The following is a 20,022-nucleotide window of genomic DNA, read 5'->3' as shown; positions in this document are numbered from 1 at the left end:
TTATTTTGTGGGATTCTCATTCGATTGGGGACGTTTATGGGCTTTTGCGCTTATTAATGGGGCAATGCCACTCTGCAAGTCTGATAAATTGCCTTAGCATCTAACAAAATCTGGCCATCTGCGTTAAAATCACTCTATTCATGATTTTCCTAATTTTTATATTCGCTTTAATCACATTCAATCAATAAAAGATAATGCCATTATGAGTAACCACAACCTCACTACATCTATTCAAGCGGCCCTAAGCCAGTTAGAGAATGCTTACAATCCTGCAGAAGTTGAAGCAGGCATGTATCAAGGCTGGGAAGAAAGCGGCTATTTTCAGCCGACGTTTGATAAAGACGAGTCGTTCTCTATCGCACTACCACCGCCGAACGTCACTGGCTCGCTACATATGGGTCATGGTTTTAACAACGCAATCATGGATGCGCTCACGCGTTATCACCGCATGGATGGTGACAATACGCTGTGGCAACCGGGTACGGATCATGCTGGTATCGCGACCCAAATGGTCGTTGAGCGTCGTTTGGAGGCGCAAGGTATTAAGCGCCGTGACATGACGCGTGAAGATTTCGTCGATAAAGTGTGGGAATGGAAAGAAGAGTCGGGCGGCAATATCACCAGCCAAATCCGCCGTTTGGGCAGCTCGGTTGATTGGTCGCGTGAGCGCTTTACCATGGATGATGGTCTGTCTAACGCGGTAAAAGAAGTGTTCGTACGCCTATTCGATGATGGTTTGATATATCGTGGTAAGCGTTTGGTCAACTGGGATCCAAAGTTCCAAACCGCGCTGTCTGATCTAGAAGTAGAAAACCATGATGAAAAAGGCAGCTTGTGGCATTTCCGTTATCATTTCACGGACAAAGAGCTGCTGACTCAAGATGGTAAAAACTATCTAGTGGTAGCAACCACACGTCCTGAAACACTCCTTGGTGATACTGCTGTTGCAGTTAATCCTAGCGATGAGCGTTATGCACATTTGGTTGGCAAAACGATTACCTTGCCAATTACTGGTCGTGTCGTGCCTATCGTCGCTGATGATTATGTCGAAAAAGACTTCGGTACGGGCTGCGTAAAAATCACCCCAGCGCACGATTTCAACGATTATGAGTTGGGTCGTCGTCATAGCTTGCCATTGATTAACATCCTCGATGAGCGCGCCAATATTTTGCCAGCGATGGAAGTTTATCCTGACTTGCAAACGCGTGAGCCAGAATTAGAAACCACACCTAGCGAGTATGCTGGACTTGAGCGCTTCGCAGCCCGTAAGTTCCTTGTAGAGCAAGCAGGCGAGCAGGGCTGGCTAGAAGATATCGAAGACTACGCACTCAAAGCTCCGCGTGCTGAGCGTGGCGGCACGATCGTTGAGCCGTGGTTGACCGATCAGTGGTATGTCGCTGTTAAAGAGCTTGCCAAGCCTGCGATTGATGCGGTACAAGACGGCAGCATTGAGTTTGTCCCTGCGCAGTACAAAAATATGTATATGTCATGGATGACCGATCTACAAGATTGGTGTATCAGCCGTCAGTTGTGGTGGGGACATCGTATCCCTGCATGGTATGACGATGCGACTGGTGAAGTCTATGTCGCCCGTGACGAAGCGGAAGTGCGTAGTAAATACAGCCTTGGCGATGACGTAATCTTGCGCCAAGATGATGACGTACTTGATACGTGGTTCAGCTCTGGTCTATGGACGTTTAGTACGCTTGATTGGGCAGACGTCAACGCCGACCCACGCGTGATGGACACCTTTCACCCAACCAGCGTGCTCGTGACAGGTTTTGACATTATTTTCTTTTGGGTGGCCCGCATGATCATGATGACCATGCACTTCGTGAAAAACGAAGACGGCACGCCGCAAGTACCGTTTAAGACCGTCTATGTGCATGGTCTGGTGCGTGATGGCAATGGTCAAAAAATGTCAAAATCGAAAGGTAACGTCTTAGATCCGATTGACCTCATCGACGGTATTGATCTGGAAGCATTGGTAGAAAAACGCACCAGCAATATGATGAATCCAAAAGACGCGGCTAAAATCGAAAAGCAAACGCGGAAAGAGTTTCCAGAAGGCATTCCAGCCTTTGGTACGGATGCACTGCGCTTTACTTTTACCTCGTTAGCCAGTACCGGTCGCGATATCAACTTTGATCTAAAGCGTGTCGAGGGCTATCGTAACTTCTGTAATAAAATCTGGAACGCCAGCCGTTTTGTACTCATGAACTGCGTCGATAGCGAAGGCAATGCCAAGCCTATCGACCAAGCGGCAAATCCTGACGTATGGGAATTGCCAGAAAAATGGATCATGAGTCGCCTGAACTCTACCATTGCCGACATCCATCAGCATTTCGCTCAGTATCGTCTCGATATGGTCAGCCAAGATATCTATGAGTTTATCTGGAATGAGTACTGTGATTGGTACGTTGAGCTTGCCAAAGCCAGTCTAAATGATGACTCGGTATCTGACGAACGTAAAGCGCAAATCCGTTATGTACTACTGCATGTGCTAGAGACGGCACTACGCTTTAGCCATCCAATCATGCCGTATCTGACCGAGCAAATCTGGCAGACGGTCGCACCGCTACTGGGTCGCAAAAATACCGACAGCATCGTGGTCGCTGACTATCCAAAAACGGACGACGCACAAATCAGTGAGCAAGTTGAGGCGGATATGGCGTGGCTACAAGAGCTAATCGCTAGCGTGCGTAACATCCGTGGTGAGATGAAACTGGGTAATGCGGTACGTCTGCCAGTGCTACTACAAAATATCTCTGCTGATGAAGATGCGCGTCTGTCACGTATCAAAAACCAGTTCAAAGCGCTTGCCAAAGTTGAGAGCTTAACCATCGTCAAAGAAGGCGATGAGGTGCCACTCTCATCATCAAGCATGGTTGGTCAGCTGCGCATACTCGTACCGATGAAAGGTCTGATCGATCCAACGGCTGAGCTGGCACGTTTAGGTAAGTCATATGATAAGTTGAAAGGTCAAGCTGAAGGTATCGCGCGTAAGCTAGGTAATGAAGGCTTTGTCAGTAAAGCTCCTGCGGAAGTGGTCGATGCTGAGAAAGCGAAACTGGCTGAGCTAGAAGGGCAGTTGACCGCGATGACGGCACAGATGGAGCAGTTGAAAGCGTTGTAAATAAAGCGTAAATATCTATAGTAATAAAGAACGCTGTCACAATTGTGATGGCGTTTTTTATTGTCTACTGGTTGGTTCTTTACTTAACCTTTAGTTTTACCATATGGCTAGATATTTGTATGGTATTATCTTTTCAGGAAGCTTGCAGAATTTTAAATAGGTTGGCTCTGTAGTAATAATTTTTTAATTTTATTAGAAATAATATTAATGTTAATAGGTTTTTAAATATGTCATCGTCTACTAAAGAACCAACTCATAAAGAATGTGGTAAATTTGAAATGTGTAAAAATCCCGTTTTTGAAAATACTGGTGCCTGTGCATTACACTGTCTGGATGAAAAAATTGAAAATACAAATAGTTATTTGTCAGAGTTTCATAATTTATTTATGGGTTATTTATTTGAAAAAATAAAAAATATTAATTCTATTAAAAGTAGTAATGACTATCAGAAACTTATTAAGACTACTGCCTTATCTAGTATTAGGTTAGAGGGTTTACGTTTTGGTAGTTTTAAGGATAATAACGATCTTAAAAGCGTTATTAATGATAGTGATTTACTTATAGAGGATATTTTTTTCCCTGAAAGTATAAATGGTTATATAATAAAAGAATTTCAAAAAGTTTATTTCAAAAACTGTATTTTTAGAGAAAATTTAGCTTTTGATAAAAGTTGTATTTTTTATTCATCTTGTATATTTTATGAAAAGATAGAGATAAAGGCAGATACGGAGTACCTTTATACTAAGGATAAAAAAGATATAGGTTATAGTCCTGTCATTTCTTCACCAAATGAAGATGAATATAAATACAAAGAGTGTGTATTTGAAAGTGATGTTAGTATAATAGGGCAGAAAAAAATCAATTATATATATTATAGGCTATTTAGGAATTGTGATTTTAAGAAAAATATAAATATTGATAATGTTAAAGTAAGAAGTTATTTTATTACTATTTCAGATATATTTGAATATATAAAAATTATTGATGGTAAGTATGGTTATGAAGATTTGATTTGTAAATATAAAAATATTTACTCTTTCAACGATCTTTCGATAAAAAATTGTAATTTTGATAGTAGTTTTAAAATAAATGGTATAGATATAGATTATATAGAAAAAAATAAAAAAATTATGGATAATTACAATAAAGGCCTGTCAAATGAAATTAAGGGAATTTTTAGTATAAATAGTCTAATAATTGAAGAGACTAAGTTTGATGAAAAGTTTGAATTAAAAAATTGCATAGTGAAAAATATTAATTTCGAGGATTCAAATATAAAGGGTATTTTCGATGTATATAAGAGTTCGTTTATAAAAGCTAAATTCTATAAAAGTATTTTTGAAGAATTTGCTGCATTCGAGTATGTGATTTTTGGTGACAGTCTTATAGAAAATAGAACGGATTTTATTTATGTGACTTTTAAGGATTTCTCTAATTTTAGGGACACACATTTTAAATCAGGTTTGAGTTTTTCACGGGCAAATCTGAAACAGGAACCTAATTTTTTAAACACTAAAATCAATACAGAGTATACTGATAGAGAAACATTTAGAATTATTAAGAACTCATTTGATGATGTAGGAAACAAGCTTGAGGCAAATAAATTCTTTGCTGAGGAAATGAAGGCTTACAAGAAAGAACTTGATGAAATAAAACTCAAGGAAATTGAATATATTAAAAGTATAAAAGAAAATGACAGAGATATAAAATATAAAAAAAACGAAAAATATAAAGAGTCTAGAAGATCTAGATGGGTTTTTAATGCTAATAATTTTATTTCTGAATTTGGTGAGAACTACCTCAGACCGATTTTTATTTTAACTATCTCAGTTGTTGTATATACGGTAATAACTTTATGGAACAAATATTATTTTAAAAAGAATCCGTATTTTACATCATGGGATTGGCTCAACAATGCTTCATGGAGTAAATGGTATTTCGAAAGTCATGAATATTTTTTATCCTGCGAAGGATTTGATATTTTTTCAGGATTTTGGAACGAATTGGCAATAAACATACTTCCTTTTAGGGTGTTTATCAAAGATAGAAATGGAATTGAGTTCATAAGCTTGTTTTTCTATATCTGGTTTGCAATATTAATTTGGCAGATAATCATAGCGGTTAAAAGACACACTCAACGTTAAGGAACACCATGAACCATCTCACTGTCGGACAACGCGCGCCTCTAAGTAACTTTGCTATTGACGATACCGCACCCATCACACTCAAATTCACTCGCCAAAGCCCGATAGAGATGGACATCAGCTGCTTTGCCTTAGATGCAGCGGGCAAACTGATCAACGATGATTACATGGTGTTTTACAATCAGCCGACCTCACCTTGTGGGCAAATCAAGCTCACCCATTACGAATCACAGCCAACGGCGAATAAAGGCATCCAAGCCGAGTTTGAAGTGAATTTATCCAAACTGGCAACTAATATAGACAGCTTGTTTTTTGTGTTATCAGCCGACACACCGCTCAATCAAATTCAATCGTTAGAGATTGGCATTTGGCAGCAATCACAAAAGGCACAGGCAGAATATCAAGCAGCAGACTTTGCCCAGCAGCAAGCCAGTATGCTGATGCAGCTGTATCGTAAGAGTGGCGTTTGGCGGGTATCTAACGTCGCGCAAGGCTTTAATGGTGGACTTGCCGCCATCGTGCAGCATTTCGGTGGTGATGTAGAAGAGGGCAGCTCGACAGCAACAGAGACGACCGCAACGCCAGTGCAAGCAAAACCGTCGTTAGAGAAGGTCATGCTAGACAAAGCCCCAAAACTGGTCAATTTGGCCAAAAAAGCCACGATATCGCTTGAGAAACGCCAATTGCAGCAATTAACTGCAAAAGTGGCGTTGGTGCTAGATGCCTCAGGTTCAATGAACAGACAGTACAAAAAAGGCCGCGTACAAGAGGTGGTCAACCGCTTATTGCCATTGGCAGTGAGCTTCGATGACGACCAAGCATTAGATTGCTGGGCATTCGCCCGAGATCCGCAGTATTTGGGTGAGATTGGGCTGAGCAACTATGACGGTTTCATTGATAATGCTCATGGCGGCTGGCGCAAATGGGCACTTGGCCCACGTGTGAATAACGAAGCAGAAGTCATGAAAGCCGTGACGGAGTTTTATCAAAAGGACGGCTTAGATGTGCCTGTATACGTGCTATTTATCAGTGATGGCGGGGTGAATGACAATCGCGGTATCACGAGAGTCATGACGGAAGCCGCGAAACTGCCGATATTTTGGCAGTTTGTGGGCTTGGGTGGTCGTGGTTATGGCATCCTAAAAAAACTAGACGACATGACAGGGCGCGTGATTGATAATTGCGACTTTTTTGAACTCGATGATTTGGATGATATCAGCGAAGAAGCCCTGTATGAAAACATGTTAGAAGAGTTTCCAAGCTGGTTAAAAGAGGCACGCGAGATAGGATTGATAGCGAAATAAACCAATCAGACACTTGTCACTAAAACTAAAAAACGCTCATAGCTAGACTATGAGCGGTTTTTTATTGCTAAAAATTCAGTCAAAGGCTGTGAGCTCACTTACCCAACCACTAACCAAACATACCTATTGATAGCAAAAACCTCGTAAAAATAGCCTTGTACCATTTTGAGTGATATTGCATGCTTAGCTACCTATATAGGTAGGCAGTTCTATAAATGATTATCCGGTTTAACAATTTAGCTGTCTAACCTTCATTAAATATTAGCCACTCCATATCATTCAATGACAGTATTTTTATGAGCCAACACAAAAAAGCCTTTTATTATCGACCCAAAACCAATCAGCATAACAGCCCAACGGTGCGTTGGACGTTTGTCATACTGGGCTGGCTATTTTTTGTATTAGGGATTATCGGCGTGTTACTGCCAGTCATGCCGACTGCGCCTTTTATATTACTAGCGGCAGGTTGCTGGGCACGTAGTTCGCGGCGCTTTCATTTCTGGTTGATTAATCATAAATACTTTGGGAAATTTGTCCGCGATTGGGAAAATAATCATGCCGTGCCACTCTATGCTAAGTGGTTAGCGACAATAATGATGACTATTTCAACAACGATGTTATTTTTTAATATTCCCGCCGATATGATATGGATGGCATGGCTGGTAGCCGTGGTCTGTACTGGGGTAGCGGTCTATTTGTTCCGTCTGCCAAATGCCTAAAATGCGTTGATTTTCAGGTCAAAAATCGTAATAAATGGGCTTTAGTTACATGAAAGCTAAGATAAGACTTGCGAAATCAGGATGTTCCCCCTATAATACGTCCAAGCTTAAGAGCAGTTCTGCACCAAATCATTACCTCGTAGTATTAGTTATAATCCTTCGTTTTAATATTTATCGTTCAGTAGCTATTTGCAAGCGTTATCGGTCACTAGGCCATTAATAAATTTAAAAGTAGGATTATATTATGTCAGACGTTCAAAAAGGTACAGTTAAGTGGTTCAACGAAGCTAAAGGCTTTGGTTTTATCGCTCCAGAAACTGGCGCAGACGTTTTTGCTCATTACAGCGAAATCACTGGTTCAGGCTTCAAAACTTTAGCTGAAGGCCAAGAAGTTGAGTTCACTGTAACTCAAGGTCAAAAAGGCCCACAAGCCCATAACATCGTTGCTATCTAATTTGTCTTTATAGACACTTAGAGCAAGATGAAAAAAAAGCGAACCTTCGGGTTCGCTTTTTTTCGTCTAAAATTTGGTGTAGATTACTTATAAAAAAGCCTACTTACTATGTTAATAGTCGTAGGCTTCGTTGATTCTGCATAAACTTATAGTGGACAAGCTATCATAGGAATGAGCGTCTTATAAAAAACTGATACCAATATTAATCAATCCACCGCCAACGATCAACCAAGCAAACATAATCGCCCCCAAGATAAGAGGTTTAACGCCAGCTTGTTTAATAGCGCCCAAATGCGTGGTTAGACCAAGCGCAAACATCGCCATGGTGAGCAGCACATCGTCTAGCATCACCATGCTACGCTCAAAGCTTGCGCTCATCGGCACCCAAGTGTGCAGTAAGACGATGGCAATGAATATGAAGGCAAACCAAGGCACTTTGACTTGTTGAATGCGATTTATAAACGATGGTTTTTTACCATTGTCGCTGCTACCTTTGGTTAAGGCAAACGATAAAATAAGTAAAAAAGGGGCAAGCATCATGACGCGTATCATCTTGGTGACAACCGCTGTGTCACCCACTTCGGGACTGACGGCGTTACCAGCGACGACGACTTGCGCCACTTCATGAATGGTGGAACCCGTATAAATCCCGTACTGCTGAGCATTTAGCCAAGGTTGCAACCAACCAAGATGGTATAAAAACGGATAGAGCAACATCGCAACCGTACCAAAGACCACCACTGTCGCCACGGCAATAGTGACTTTGTGGGCTTCCGCTTTGACCACTGGCTCGGCGGCAATCACCGCGGCGGCACCGCAAATACTCGCGCCTGACCCAATCAATAGCGTCGTTTGTTTATCGACTTTTAACCATCGGGTACCTATCCAATAGGTGAGTAAAAAGGTCGATGTTAATACCAACGCATCGCTCATCACCGCAGACAGTCCGACACTTGATACTTGCGTTAAGGTCAGCTTAAAGCCATAAAACATGATGGCGAGGCGCAATATTTGACCTTTGGCAAATGCCACGCCGACACTTAAGCGCTCAGCAAGGCTGGGATAGACCGTATTGCCCAATACCATACCAAGGAGAATGGCTAGAGTGAGAGAAGATAAGCCAACGATACGTCCATTTGTCCATGTGTTTACACTAGTATTGAGCCACAAACAAAATAAGCTGCCAATCAGCACGACGATAAGCCCTGCTAAATGGCGGCTGCGCGGGAGATAGTTATTTACTGATTGGGTCAAGGCGTACATGACTGACTGTCCTATTATGTATTATCTATAATCGAAATAAGCATAAGCTTATGAATAGACATTATAAGGCAGACCAATCTATAATAAAAACAGATTAATTGGATAAAAACTATCGATTTTTTAGGTTAATAAAAGTCTTTGGGCTAAAAAGATGGTTTTTTAGATAATAAAGGGTTTTTAAAATAACAGGTGGTTTTTAGATTGTATCAATAAGATGGGGTATCAGAGAAATTATGAAAAAAGCCATGCAGGTATTACCAAAGATTACCCTCAAGCAATTATCGGTGTTTGTCAGTATTTATCAAACGGGTAGTACTAGCCGTGCCAGTGAAGCGCTGCATTTATCGCAGTCGGCGGTCAGTAGTGCGCTGACAGAATTAGAAGCAAGGCTGCAAATGCCACTGTTTGAGCGGGTCGGACGTAGGCTCAATCAGCACCCCAACGCCCATCCTATTTATATACAGGCACAAGCTATCCTAGGGCAGGCCTTAACTCTAGAGCATTATCATAAGCATCAAGCAGGGCAGATTCATATCGGTGCCAGTACCACGATTGGAAATTATGTGCTGCCGCCGCTGCTTGCCAAGCTATATGCGACGCTACCCGATGCCCATATCGATATGTATATCGCCAATACTCAAGAAGTGGTCAGCGAAGTTGAGCAATTAAATATTGATATTGCGCTCGTAGAGGGTATGCCACGCCCCACAGATATGAAAGTCATTGAGCAGCGTGCGTGGCGGACAGATACCTTGATGATCTTTACCAAGCGTGATAGCAAATGGTTGACAGACATGGCAGCGTATAACGATGCGGATAATTGCTACGAACTTAGCATTGCACAACTGGCTAAGCTGCCGCTATTGGTACGAGAGGCAGGGTCAGGTACACGGCAAATTATCGACGAGCAGCTGCTCAAGCATTTGCCTGATGCAGAAATCGTGATGGCGATTCAGCAGTCGGAAGCTATTAAGCATATGGTGAGTGCAGATATTGGTCTTGGCTGTTTATCACAGCATGTCATTCAGGCAGAGCTGACAGCAGGAGCGCTGGTACAGGTGAAAGTCGCGGGCATCGATTTGTCACGAACTTGGTGGCTAGTGTGGCATAAAGCCCGCCATCAAAGCCCGATTTGGCAAAGCTTTATTGATATTTTGACAGAAAATTAATTTTAGTAGTAAATATAGAGGTATTGGTAAGAATGTTTACTATTTTAATTAGTAATAAAAAAGCGCAAAGTTATCCGATGCGCTATTTTTGATAGCTTTAACTAATTTAGATACAGCGTTAAGTCTTTTTTAAACTATTTATTAACGGGTTTATCCAGTCTTACGACCAAGCTGTCGCATGGGACGTTAGGCAAGATATTATCTGCCGTCGCGCCACTGAGCCAAGCTGCGATACCATGGCGTTCATGACGACCGATGACCAGCAAATCAACGTCATGCTTGTGGCAATAGTTGACGATGCCTTCACTGTTAGAGATGGCAGTGGTCACTTCAGAATTCACTGCATGTAGGTCATTACGGTCCAAAAACTGTGCCAGTTTGGCACGCGCTTCTTGACAGCGTTCATCGTCAATCTCATCGTATAAGCTGGAGGCTGGCACCAGCTCATAGCCAAAACCAACCATGGTATCTTTGACGATATGTAATACCGATAACTTGGCGTTAGGACGATTCTCGACGATACGTTTGGCCTTTTGGGCGACCACATCAGCATCGGACATTAAGTCGGTGACCAATAAAATATGTTCGTAACTCATGAGCGGCTCCTTGTGACAGATGATTTTAACTATAGCACTACTGATGGCTGCTGTTAAGTACGCTTTGAGTTCGCTTTGTGAAAATCCGACATTCTGCCATATTGGTCATCTTTATTACTACAGTATCTTGACTTATGAAGGTGCGAACCCCATCTAATTCCGTTAGGCAAATTCTTTTTAATTTATACCGGTGCATTGCTGTCATTTAAAATGATGCACGGGTACATGCCATTAAATTTGAATATTACTCATAAGTTAATCACAATAATACTCACAATATTTTTATATAAATATCATATAAAAAACACCCTACGATAAGTACTAAATACACTATTTATCTATTGTTTACTCTGATTCTATTTTATCGCCACTGGCTAGATTTAGTCATTAATCGCATATTATTCTAAATAAAATTAGAGCAATCCATAAGGAAAATTATGACCGACACATTATCTACTACTGATCTAACTTTGCATCCTGCCTTTGAGCTGATTGAGCACCGCCATATCGATGCATTATCGATGGACGTATTGATAAGCCAACACGTCAAAACAGGCGCGATGCATTACCATTTGGCACATCCGAGTGACGAAAATGCCTTTTTGGTGGGCTTTCGAACTCAGCCAATGGATTCAAAAGGCGAAGCGCATATTTTAGAGCACGTGGCTTTATGTGGCTCTGAGAAGTTCCCCGTTCGTGACCCGTTTTTCTCCATGATTAAACGCTCATTAAACACGTTTATGAATGCGATGACCGCTGCCGATTGGACGGCGTATCCGTATGCGACGCAAAATAAAAATGACTACTTTAATTTGCTAGCCGTTTATCTGGATGCCTCGTTTTTTCCGAATATTCATCCGCTGGATTTTGCCCAAGAAGGCATCCGTGTTGAGTTAGACGAAAATGACAAGCCGCAATTTAAGGGTATCGTTTTTAATGAAATGAAAGGCGCAATGAGTGGTGAGATTGACCAGTTGTATCATACGGTCGCCCATCATTTATTCCCAACGACGACGTATCACTATAATTCGGGCGGCGATCCTGCCGATATTCCTGACTTGACCCATACTGAGCTGGTTGAATTTCATCAGAGCCATTATCATCCGTCAAACAGTGTGATTATGAGCTTTGGTAATATTCCAGTCGCTGAAACCCAAGCCAAAATCCATGAAGATGCCTTGATTCAGTTTGAAGCAGGTAAAAAACACGTCTCACGTCCAGAGCAGCGTTTGTCTGCACCGATTAGCGCAATTGATACTTATACGGCTGACGAAGCAGGTCCTGACCAAACCCATCACGTGATTGCGTGGTTATTACCATCGATTACTGATCCCAAGCAGCGTTTGGCATTGCGTTTATTAGAAGGCGTGTTGGTTGAGCATGCTGGTTCGCCGCTGCGTGCGTATCTAGATAGCCATCCACTCGGTAAAGCGCCAAGTCCACTACTAGGGCTGGATGACAGTCATTATGAAATGGTCTTTTATACCGGTCTGCGCGGTTCAAACCCTGAACATGCCGAAGCGGTAGAGCAAGGCATTATTGATTTGCTTACACAAGTGGCGAGCAAGCCGATTGATGATGAAACGATCGAAACCATCTTGCATCAAATCGAGATTGATCAGCGCCATATCGGCGGCGATAGCATGCCCTATGGTCTAAATCTCATGCTAGAAGGCTTTAGTACTGCTATTCATGACGGTAATCCTATCGATGTCTGGGAAGTTGATGAGCACCTAAAATGGCTACGTGAGCAAGTAAAAGATGCGCAATGGTTACCGAATTTAATCAAGCAGCATTTGCTTGATAATCAGCATCGTGTCCGCGTCACAATGACGCCTGACAGCGAAAAAACTGCCCGTTTGGCGGCAGCTGAGCAGACCCGTCTTGATACCATCGAGATGGATTTGACCGCTGATGATAAAGCTATCTTAAAACAACAAGCGCTTGATTTGGCAGCGCGCCAAGCAGCGCCTGATGATTTAAGCTTATTACCAAAAGTGGGTTTAGAAGACGTACCGACCGATATCAGCTTTAAACAAGGCACGCAAAAGCAGATTAATTTAAGTGGTAAAGAAAGCACCTTATTTGAATATGAAGCGGGCACCAATGGCTTATATTATTATCAAATAATTGTACCGTTGACTGATGCGATTGGTAATGAGGATACAAGCGAGCTACCCGTTAATGAAGTCATTAATCATCCGTTATTGCCTATCTATTTAAGCTTGTTATCAGAGCTAGGTACAGATTCTCTAAGTGCCCATGAAATGCAGGCTAAACAAGCGGCGCATTCATCAGGGGTGACTGCTAGAATTAGCCAACGTACCAATGTCGATGACAGCCAAGCGATTAGCAGCTACTTTGTGGTGGCAACGCGCGCGCTGAATCGTAAACCTGAAGCGATTGATTTGCTCAAAGAAGTCATGGAACACAGTATCTTTAGTGAGCATGACCGTATCAAAGAAATCTTGCAGCAGCGTCAAGCAGGCTGGCAGTCAAACCTTGCTGGTTCAGGGCATTCTTATGCGATGCAAACCGCCAGTCGCGGCATGAGTCGCCAAGCGCAATTAGAATATGTACGCAGTGGTCTGCCAGCATTGAACGCGCTAAAAGACTTCTTAACTCATGCCAGTAGCGATGATGCACAGTGGGATAAACTAGCAACCAGTTTGATGGACTTACATCAACGTCTAATCAGTTTACCTAAGCATGCCGTCATCATCTGCGAAGCGGAGCAAACTGAACGCTTAAGCAATTTAATCGTTGATAGCTGGAAAGACAGTCAAGCGCCAAAGATTGCAGCGCAGTTAAAAAATACCGATGCGAGTATCGACGCCAATATTCCAAGCGAGTTTGCCGAATTGCAACTTGATGCGGCGTTAAATGGTGATAAAGACGCGGTCGAAGCGCTAGAAAGTGATGTGGTGCTCGATGTTGAAGACTTGGCGTGGCTAGTGCCAACCAACGTTTATCATAATGCCAGTGCTTATACCGTGCCAGCGGCTGATCATCCAGATACGGCAGCCTTAATGGTACTCGCGCCTTATCTACGCAATGGTTATCTGCATAGCGCTATTCGTGAGCGCGGCGGTGCTTATGGCGGCGGTGCGGGCTACGATGCTAATGCCTGTGCCTTTAAGTTCTTTAGCTACCGTGATCCGCAGTGCGCTGAGACCTTTGCGCACTTCGATGCCAGTATCGAGTGGCTATTTAATGAGCCGCAAACGGACGAGCAGTTAGAAGAGGCCATCTTAGGTATTATCTCAGGAATGGATAAGCCAGGCTCTCCAGCAGGAGAGGCGGTTAAAGCCTGCTTTGCAGATTTGCATCATCGCGGTGTAGAGTGGCAGCGTAAAATGCGCGCGGCAATCTTAGCCGTGACCGTGGCAGACTTGCAGCGTGTTGCTAAGCAATATCTACAAGGACAAAAGCACGTACGGGCAGTACTCGCGCCTTATGATAAAGAAGTAGCGGTAAAAGAATTGGGCTTTAACGTTTGTAAAATTAAAAGTTAATCTTCTTCAAGTCTACTGATTTAATTGTTATAAAAAAACCGCCGCTTTCAGTATTTATATTGAAAGCGGCGGTTTTTATTTTGGGTGAGTCTTTTAAAGCGCTATTTCTTAGAGACTGGTTTTTTAAAGGCTTACTTTTTGATTAAGTAATTTGCCACCGCTTTATAAGCTGGTAGCGAGGTAGGGTCGATTTTACCGTTACTAGCATCCGGATATGACGCAAAACGAACGATGACCATATCAGCTGCTGGATCCACATAGACAGTTTGACCGTGGACGCCGCGTGCTGCATAGATGGGCGTGGGGTTATTAAATAACCACCACATGCTTGTGTAGCTGCCGTTAGTCAGCTGCTTATAATCGGCTTTCGCAAAAGCCTCTTTATCGCCACCCGCTTCGATATTATCAACGACCGCAGCTGGGAATAAGCGCTCACCATTAATCTCGCCTTTATTGAGCATCAAGCTACCAATGCGTGCCATATCATGCAAACCTGCACTAAGACCGCCGCCGGCAAACGGCGTACCTTTAGCATCGACCGTCATATAGGCGCTTTGTTCAGCACCGATTTTTTGCCAGATGCGTTCCGAGAGTAATTCATTCACCGCTTTACCAGTCGTACGCGAAATAATCCAACCTAGGGCGTCGCTATTAATGGTTCGATAGTTGAAAGCTTCCCCATGTTCGCCATTCTTCTTAACTGTTTGCAGGTACTCAAAGTAACCATTGGGTCCTTTATAGTCTTTCGGTTTTGGTAGTGGGCTTGCCGCTTCTGAATACTTCCAGATATCGGCATTAGGATCGGCATAGTCTTCACTATAATCGAGCGCTGTGGTCATATCCATGACTTGGCGTACGGTTGCATCACCAAAACCACTGTTTTTGAGCTCTGGAATGATAGACGCTACCAAGGCTTTATCGTCAAGCTTACCTTCGGTCACGAGGATTTCTGCTAACAGCCCAGTCATTGATTTGGTCATCGACATCGCCGCATGATTGCCCAGTTCATTGAGGCAGCCGTTTTGGCGCTCGTATACTACCTTGCCATGATGCATGACCATAATGCCGTCAGTATAATTGGCATCCAGTGATTGCTTCCACGTCATTAGGCGCTTACTGTTAGTAGGCATAAAGGTGATGGCATCGATGTTTTTATCTAACGCATAGCTGAGCTTAGAAGGCGCGCCGATACCGCGACTGACGTCAGTAGTGGGCATCAATTCACGGATATGACAGACCGTCCAACGCAGCTTGGGAAAACTAAAAAAATTAGAGGAAGGTTGAGTAATCAGTTTATCGGCAGGCGGCGGAAAACCTTGCATCCAGCCAAGCGTTTGTGGGTCGGATTGTTTGGCGGTTAACCGTGCATCTTCCGCATGGCTGGTGATACTTATACTGGTTAGAGTCATGGCGATGGTCAGTGGTAGTAGCGGTAAAGAGCGTTGCAATAAAGTCAGCATAATATTCTCGCAAGTCGGCTTAAACGATTAACTTCAGACAATAAAAAACCATTGATAAGTGGCTATATTCAAAACTTAGCATAAGACTTATCAATGGTTTTTACCAACCACTTTTGTAAAGCAGTCGATTTTTTATAAGGTTATTTTTGATAACTCTATTCTTTATATGCTTAGGGCTAGTAGCGCTTGATCGCTTGGTCTTTACCGATGATATCCTGATGAATAGGGAAATTTTCATGGTTATCGTATTGCTTGCGGTCAGCAAAGTAACTTTTTAGGGTGCGACGTACCGCTTCAAAGGCAAGTTTGTCCCATGGAATGTCTTCTTCGGTAAATAATGCACAATCAAGACTTTCAGAGCCGATGCCATAAGCGCCGTCTTTTAGCTCAGTGATATAGATGCTATAGATTTGCCCGATATCAGGAATATCATATAAGCAATATAAATGCGGATTGATGACGACCGCTTCTGCTTCTTCAAAGCTTTCACGAGCGGCCCCTTCTGCCATGGTTTCGCCATTTTCCATAAAGCCAGCTGGCAGTGTCCATAAGCCATACTGTGGCTCGATCGCGCGGCGACATAGCAGTACCCGATGCTTATGCACAACGAGTGAGCCACAAATCACTTTTGGATTTTCATAGTGAATATAGTGGCAATTGGGGCATACCAAGCGTGGGATATTATCCGTGGCTGGTATTTTGCGTTCCGCTTCATGACCGCATTGTAAACAATAGCGCATATCAACTGCCTTATTTAATGATAAATATATATGATAAATAGAAATGAGAAAAAGGGTTGTCGTTCTTTGAAGAATTATGATTCTTATTTTATAAAATAGTATGACTTTAGCTTATCAGATGTTATGTGATCATAGCTGCTAATCCTAAGATAACACAAATTCTCATCACACTGGCAGTGATAATAACAAGCACACAGGTTTGCGCAACTGCTTACGGCTACGGTTGCTATTAATGAATGCATCAGCAGGCAGAGCAGGACAGTCACATAAAGTATATGCAGTCACGATAAGATTGCGCTAGGCTAGACTCACGCTAACTATTGAATGATAGCTTTACCAATAACGAGAGTAATGGCTGCCGCGACTGGTGTCGTTGTAAATAAGGGCAACCAGCAAAGCGCGCGCATTTATCAGAGTAGGGGGTATTAAAAAATGCCACTTTACGTCGCCAAGCATGACGATGAATGAATGGAGGCCAGCATATAGATGCGATATGCGTAGCAATAACACTGGCGCAAGCGTTGTACACATTGCGAGAGATAAGCTCCACCATCCGATGCTTAATTCTAATAAAAATATAGGGCAATAATCATGTTACTTCCCCCGCAGTCGCTACGTTTTGATGAATTTTCAGTCGCTGTGCCGGACTTTATTCGTTATCCCACTATTAGAACGCTGGCGGAACGGGTGCAGCATGAGACCTTAAATGCCGTCACCAGTCCTGCGTTGTATGAGGCTAGCACTTCTCGTAGCACTCGCATTCTAGATAGCTTGTATCAAACACCCATTGCCGATGCCTCGGTATTGGTTGCCATTACCCATGAACGCCATCCCAAACTGCTACTGACACGCCGCGCTGCGCACATGAACAGCCATGCTGGCGAGGTCTCTTGCGTTGGTGGTAAACATGACGCAGGCGACGGTAATAATGTCGTCACCGCTTTGCGTGAAGCCTGTGAAGAGACCGCACTACCACCTAATAAAGTCCAGCTAATTGGTCAATTGCCCATTCAAACCTCCAAAAGCGGTATGAGTGTGCGTCCTATTGTGGCGCTGATTGCGCCTGATTTATTATTGGTCCCTGAGCTTGGCGAAATCTCGCGCATCTTTTGGGCAGATTTTGAAACCTTGCTGACTCAGCCTACTGTCGAGTATGCGGTAGAATATGCAATGCAAGATAAGATCGCGACCATTCTCACGCCTAGCTGGCAAGTGGATGGTGAAACGGTTTGGGGTCTGACAGGACGAGTCATTGCCAGTCTGTTAGAAACAGGCTTTGATCGCCAGCTTGAGTGGTATTATCGTATCCAAAATACGCGAAATTAATCCGTAAGGCGACTGACATCTAATCATTATCCTTTTCTTTTATCTACTATGCTTTATTTATAATTGCTTACTTATAATATTCGTCATTTTTCTTTAGCCACCAGTTCATATTATCTTGGCGTTTGGCACGGAAGGCTTCTAGTTTTTCAGCCACACTTTGATTGTGCTGACGTGCCGTATCAAGGGCAAAGAGAAGCGGCACCGATGATAAGACACCAAAGCGGATTTTTGATTTTGGTAAATCTAGCCCATCGCCGATATCATCGCCGACCAAAGTACGGGTCACGCTAGCATTGACCATCTCAACGAAACGCCCCCGCCGATTGTCTTCGCCCATCAGCTGACGTGGCAAATCATGCAGAGCCTTGGCTAATGGTTGCCCCATTTTAAAATCAAGTTGCTGAATTGACAAATAGGTATAGAGCCATTCCCAACAGGCGGTTTCATCTTTTGGCAGGCGATCTAAGTCAACCCCCATCCAATAACTGGCAAGATTCCATAGATGCAGAATACCTGCCGCTTCTTCAGTGCTGATGCGTGCGCCAAGCAGCCGTAACCCGCGCATAATCAATAATGAAAACTGCAAATGAGTAGCAATCATATCGGTTTGATTGATAGGAAGACCCCAATAATCAGTATTCCAGCTGCCATCTGGGTTGTGATGTTGGTCGGCATCTGGTATGACGCCTTTAGCAGCATTGCCTTTACCTTTGAGCAAGTTTTGCCGTACTAGGGTATGAATTTGCCGCACCTTGATTGATTGCCGCCAACCTTCTGAGCCAATCGCCAATACTTGCTCGATAGACTGACGTTGATTATGGGCGCTTGTATTTGGCTTATGTAATGGGGGATGTTCAGAGACGGCTAAGATATAGGCATACGTACGCATCAGGCGGGGCAAGGCATCGTGCATCAATGCGCCTGTCTGAATGAGCGGCAGGGAGAGGGCAGGAATGCTGTAGCCTGCCATCAAGGCGACATTACGTAGTAGCCAAATCAGCATCAGCGGATAGCGTCGATAGGCAACCGCACCGATTTGGGCAAGCTTGGGATCGAACCAAGTGGGATGATGGCTAAATTGTTCAGCTAAGGCGTTAAATGCAGAATTATTTGCGAGATCCGCGTCGAAGTTATTGCTGCTATCACTAATAATAAATTGCTGTAGGGGCTTGGCAAAACGAATGCCGTCAGCGGCCAACGTATCTGCCAGTGAATCGCCAATATCGTAGCCCGCGACTATTTCATTTAATAAATCTTGCGAGATAACGAAGTCTTTTGGCAATAAATAACGCTTGATGCGCTTTAATACTTGCAAGTCGCTATGGTCATCAATCGCGGTCGTCCGTCCGTGACGCTGATAAGGTTTTATTAAGGGTTGTTGGTGATTCAAAGTATCAGCCGTCTGTTTATCAGTTATGTTGATTGAATCCATATTTATTAAATGCCTCTTTACCAAATGCTTTCTTACCAAATATTTTCCTATTAGATCATTTCACAAGGCCAATAGTATTAATAGCTATTTGACTGGTTTAGAGCTTCTAATTGTCTTTGCGTGGTGTTCATACGGCGTTTGGCTTTACGCAGCTCGTCGGCTAATGACAGTAGACGCGCGCGTGCTTCTTTTTCATTAGCAAAGTTTAACATCGCCCCACTTTCTAGCTTATCAAATTCTTCTTGGTAGGTTTCTATGAGGCGCTTGTCTTTGTCTAACTGACTGTCTAAGGCGTAATAGTCTAAGCCTTTTTGATTAGCAGTTTGCAGTGTATTCGCCAAGGTTAAGGGGCAGACATTATTGAGCTGACGTCCGCGCCGACCGACATTGTAAGCATTACTGGTCGTGCAGTATTGCTTAAGCCCCAGCTGGCGACCGCGCTCCCATGCCAGATAGTTGGGGGCAACACTGGCCTTGGCACAGGCTTTGGCATGTGAAGCGAGGCGGTCTGATTGGTAACCTGCCACGCCATCGTTGTAGCCAATAGCCTGCCAGTCACCAACGAGGCACTCCTGCTTAGAGAGCGTGGCACAGCTTGATAGTAAAACAATGCTACCAAGGAGCGCTAAGCTTAACGAAGGCCGCAGTACAAACTGTCGCATGATTCTCTCTTCTAAGGCTAATGAAAAATACTTTTAATGAACCATGCTCGGCTGCCAAAGTACATGAACTATAAAATAATAAGCCACCGATAAGCTAAATCG

Annotated in this window: 15 protein-coding genes; 8 read left to right on the top strand and 7 right to left on the bottom strand. The window is 43.2% G+C overall.

Translation table 11 applies throughout. The annotated features are described in order from the left end of the window. The first annotated feature begins 202 nt into the window (after window positions 1-202). From C8D84_RS10055 to C8D84_RS10035, 5 genes are all read left to right on the top strand, one after another. Window positions 203-3,136, top strand: coding sequence for a valine--tRNA ligase (locus C8D84_RS10055; protein WP_109591882.1), 2,934 nt, complete (start codon window positions 203-205; stop codon window positions 3,134-3,136). A 227-nt stretch (window positions 3,137-3,363) separates the two neighbouring features. Next, a complete protein-coding gene (locus C8D84_RS10050) occupies window positions 3,364-5,280 on the top strand; it encodes a hypothetical protein (protein WP_109591881.1) in 1,917 nt (638 codons plus the stop codon). Window positions 5,281-5,288: 8 nt separating this feature from the next. Further along, complete coding sequence (locus tag C8D84_RS10045) at window positions 5,289-6,584, top strand: VWA domain-containing protein (RefSeq protein WP_109591879.1); 1,296 nt, start codon at window positions 5,289-5,291, stop codon at window positions 6,582-6,584. Between the two features lie 296 nt (window positions 6,585-6,880). Continuing rightward, entirely contained in the window at window positions 6,881-7,303 is a 423-nt protein-coding gene (locus C8D84_RS10040; protein WP_087813547.1) for a YbaN family protein, read from the top strand. Window positions 7,304-7,547: 244 nt separating this feature from the next. After that, window positions 7,548-7,757, top strand: coding sequence for a cold-shock protein (locus tag C8D84_RS10035; RefSeq protein ID WP_045453470.1), 210 nt, complete (start codon window positions 7,548-7,550; stop codon window positions 7,755-7,757). 180 nt (window positions 7,758-7,937) lie between these two features. Here the strand turns inward: C8D84_RS10035 and C8D84_RS10030 are convergent, their stop codons facing one another. Next, the gene (locus tag C8D84_RS10030) at window positions 7,938-9,020 is read right to left on the bottom strand and encodes a YeiH family protein (protein ID WP_109591877.1); all 1,083 of its coding nucleotides are present in this window, start codon (window positions 9,018-9,020) and stop codon (window positions 7,938-7,940) included. A 233-nt stretch (window positions 9,021-9,253) separates the two neighbouring features. Here C8D84_RS10030 and C8D84_RS10025 point away from each other — a divergent pair, with 233 nt between their 5' ends. Further along, on the top strand, window positions 9,254-10,189 hold the full coding sequence (locus C8D84_RS10025) for a LysR substrate-binding domain-containing protein (RefSeq protein ID WP_109591875.1): 936 nt from the start codon (window positions 9,254-9,256) through the stop codon (window positions 10,187-10,189). 134 nt (window positions 10,190-10,323) lie between these two features. On the opposite strand, the gene C8D84_RS10020 is transcribed toward C8D84_RS10025, so the two are convergent. Beyond that, window positions 10,324-10,785, bottom strand: coding sequence for a universal stress protein (locus C8D84_RS10020; RefSeq protein ID WP_087813544.1), 462 nt, complete (start codon window positions 10,783-10,785; stop codon window positions 10,324-10,326). Between the two features lie 437 nt (window positions 10,786-11,222). On the opposite strand from C8D84_RS10020, the gene C8D84_RS10015 reads away from it, so the two are divergent. Beyond that, window positions 11,223-14,300 carry an insulinase family protein gene (locus tag C8D84_RS10015; RefSeq protein ID WP_109591873.1) on the top strand — a complete coding sequence of 1,026 codons (3,078 nt, stop codon included), beginning with the start codon at window positions 11,223-11,225 and terminating at the stop codon, window positions 14,298-14,300. 131 nt (window positions 14,301-14,431) lie between these two features. Here the strand turns inward: C8D84_RS10015 and C8D84_RS10010 are convergent, their stop codons facing one another. From C8D84_RS10010 to C8D84_RS10000, 3 genes are all read right to left on the bottom strand, one after another. Further along, a complete protein-coding gene (locus C8D84_RS10010; protein WP_109591871.1) occupies window positions 14,432-15,760 on the bottom strand; it encodes a serine hydrolase domain-containing protein in 1,329 nt (442 codons plus the stop codon). 176 nt (window positions 15,761-15,936) lie between these two features. Continuing rightward, a complete protein-coding gene (locus tag C8D84_RS10005) occupies window positions 15,937-16,500 on the bottom strand; it encodes an NUDIX hydrolase (protein WP_045453478.1) in 564 nt (187 codons plus the stop codon). A gap of 333 nt (window positions 16,501-16,833) precedes the next feature. Continuing rightward, window positions 16,834-17,058: an HPP family protein gene (locus C8D84_RS10000; protein WP_228244536.1), complete on the bottom strand. Its 225-nt coding sequence runs from the start codon at window positions 17,056-17,058 to the stop codon at window positions 16,834-16,836. A gap of 33 nt (window positions 17,059-17,091) precedes the next feature. Between C8D84_RS10000 and C8D84_RS09995 the strand changes: the two genes are divergently transcribed. Beyond that, complete coding sequence (locus C8D84_RS09995; protein ID WP_109591867.1) at window positions 17,092-17,826, top strand: NUDIX hydrolase; 735 nt, start codon at window positions 17,092-17,094, stop codon at window positions 17,824-17,826. 67 nt (window positions 17,827-17,893) lie between these two features. Here C8D84_RS09995 and C8D84_RS09990 read toward each other — a convergent pair whose 3' ends face one another. Further along, window positions 17,894-19,258: an oxygenase MpaB family protein gene (locus C8D84_RS09990; protein WP_109591864.1), complete on the bottom strand. Its 1,365-nt coding sequence runs from the start codon at window positions 19,256-19,258 to the stop codon at window positions 17,894-17,896. A gap of 77 nt (window positions 19,259-19,335) precedes the next feature. Next, on the bottom strand, window positions 19,336-19,920 hold the full coding sequence (locus C8D84_RS09985) for a DUF2799 domain-containing protein (protein WP_109591862.1): 585 nt from the start codon (window positions 19,918-19,920) through the stop codon (window positions 19,336-19,338). Between the last annotated feature and the right edge of the window lie 102 nt (window positions 19,921-20,022).

The sequence above is a fragment of the Psychrobacter immobilis genome, assembly GCF_003148585.1.
GTDB classification, from domain to species: domain Bacteria; phylum Pseudomonadota; class Gammaproteobacteria; order Pseudomonadales; family Moraxellaceae; genus Psychrobacter; species Psychrobacter immobilis.
The sequence above is the reverse complement of the archived record's forward strand: the minus strand, read 5'-3'. Positions and strand labels throughout refer to the sequence as shown.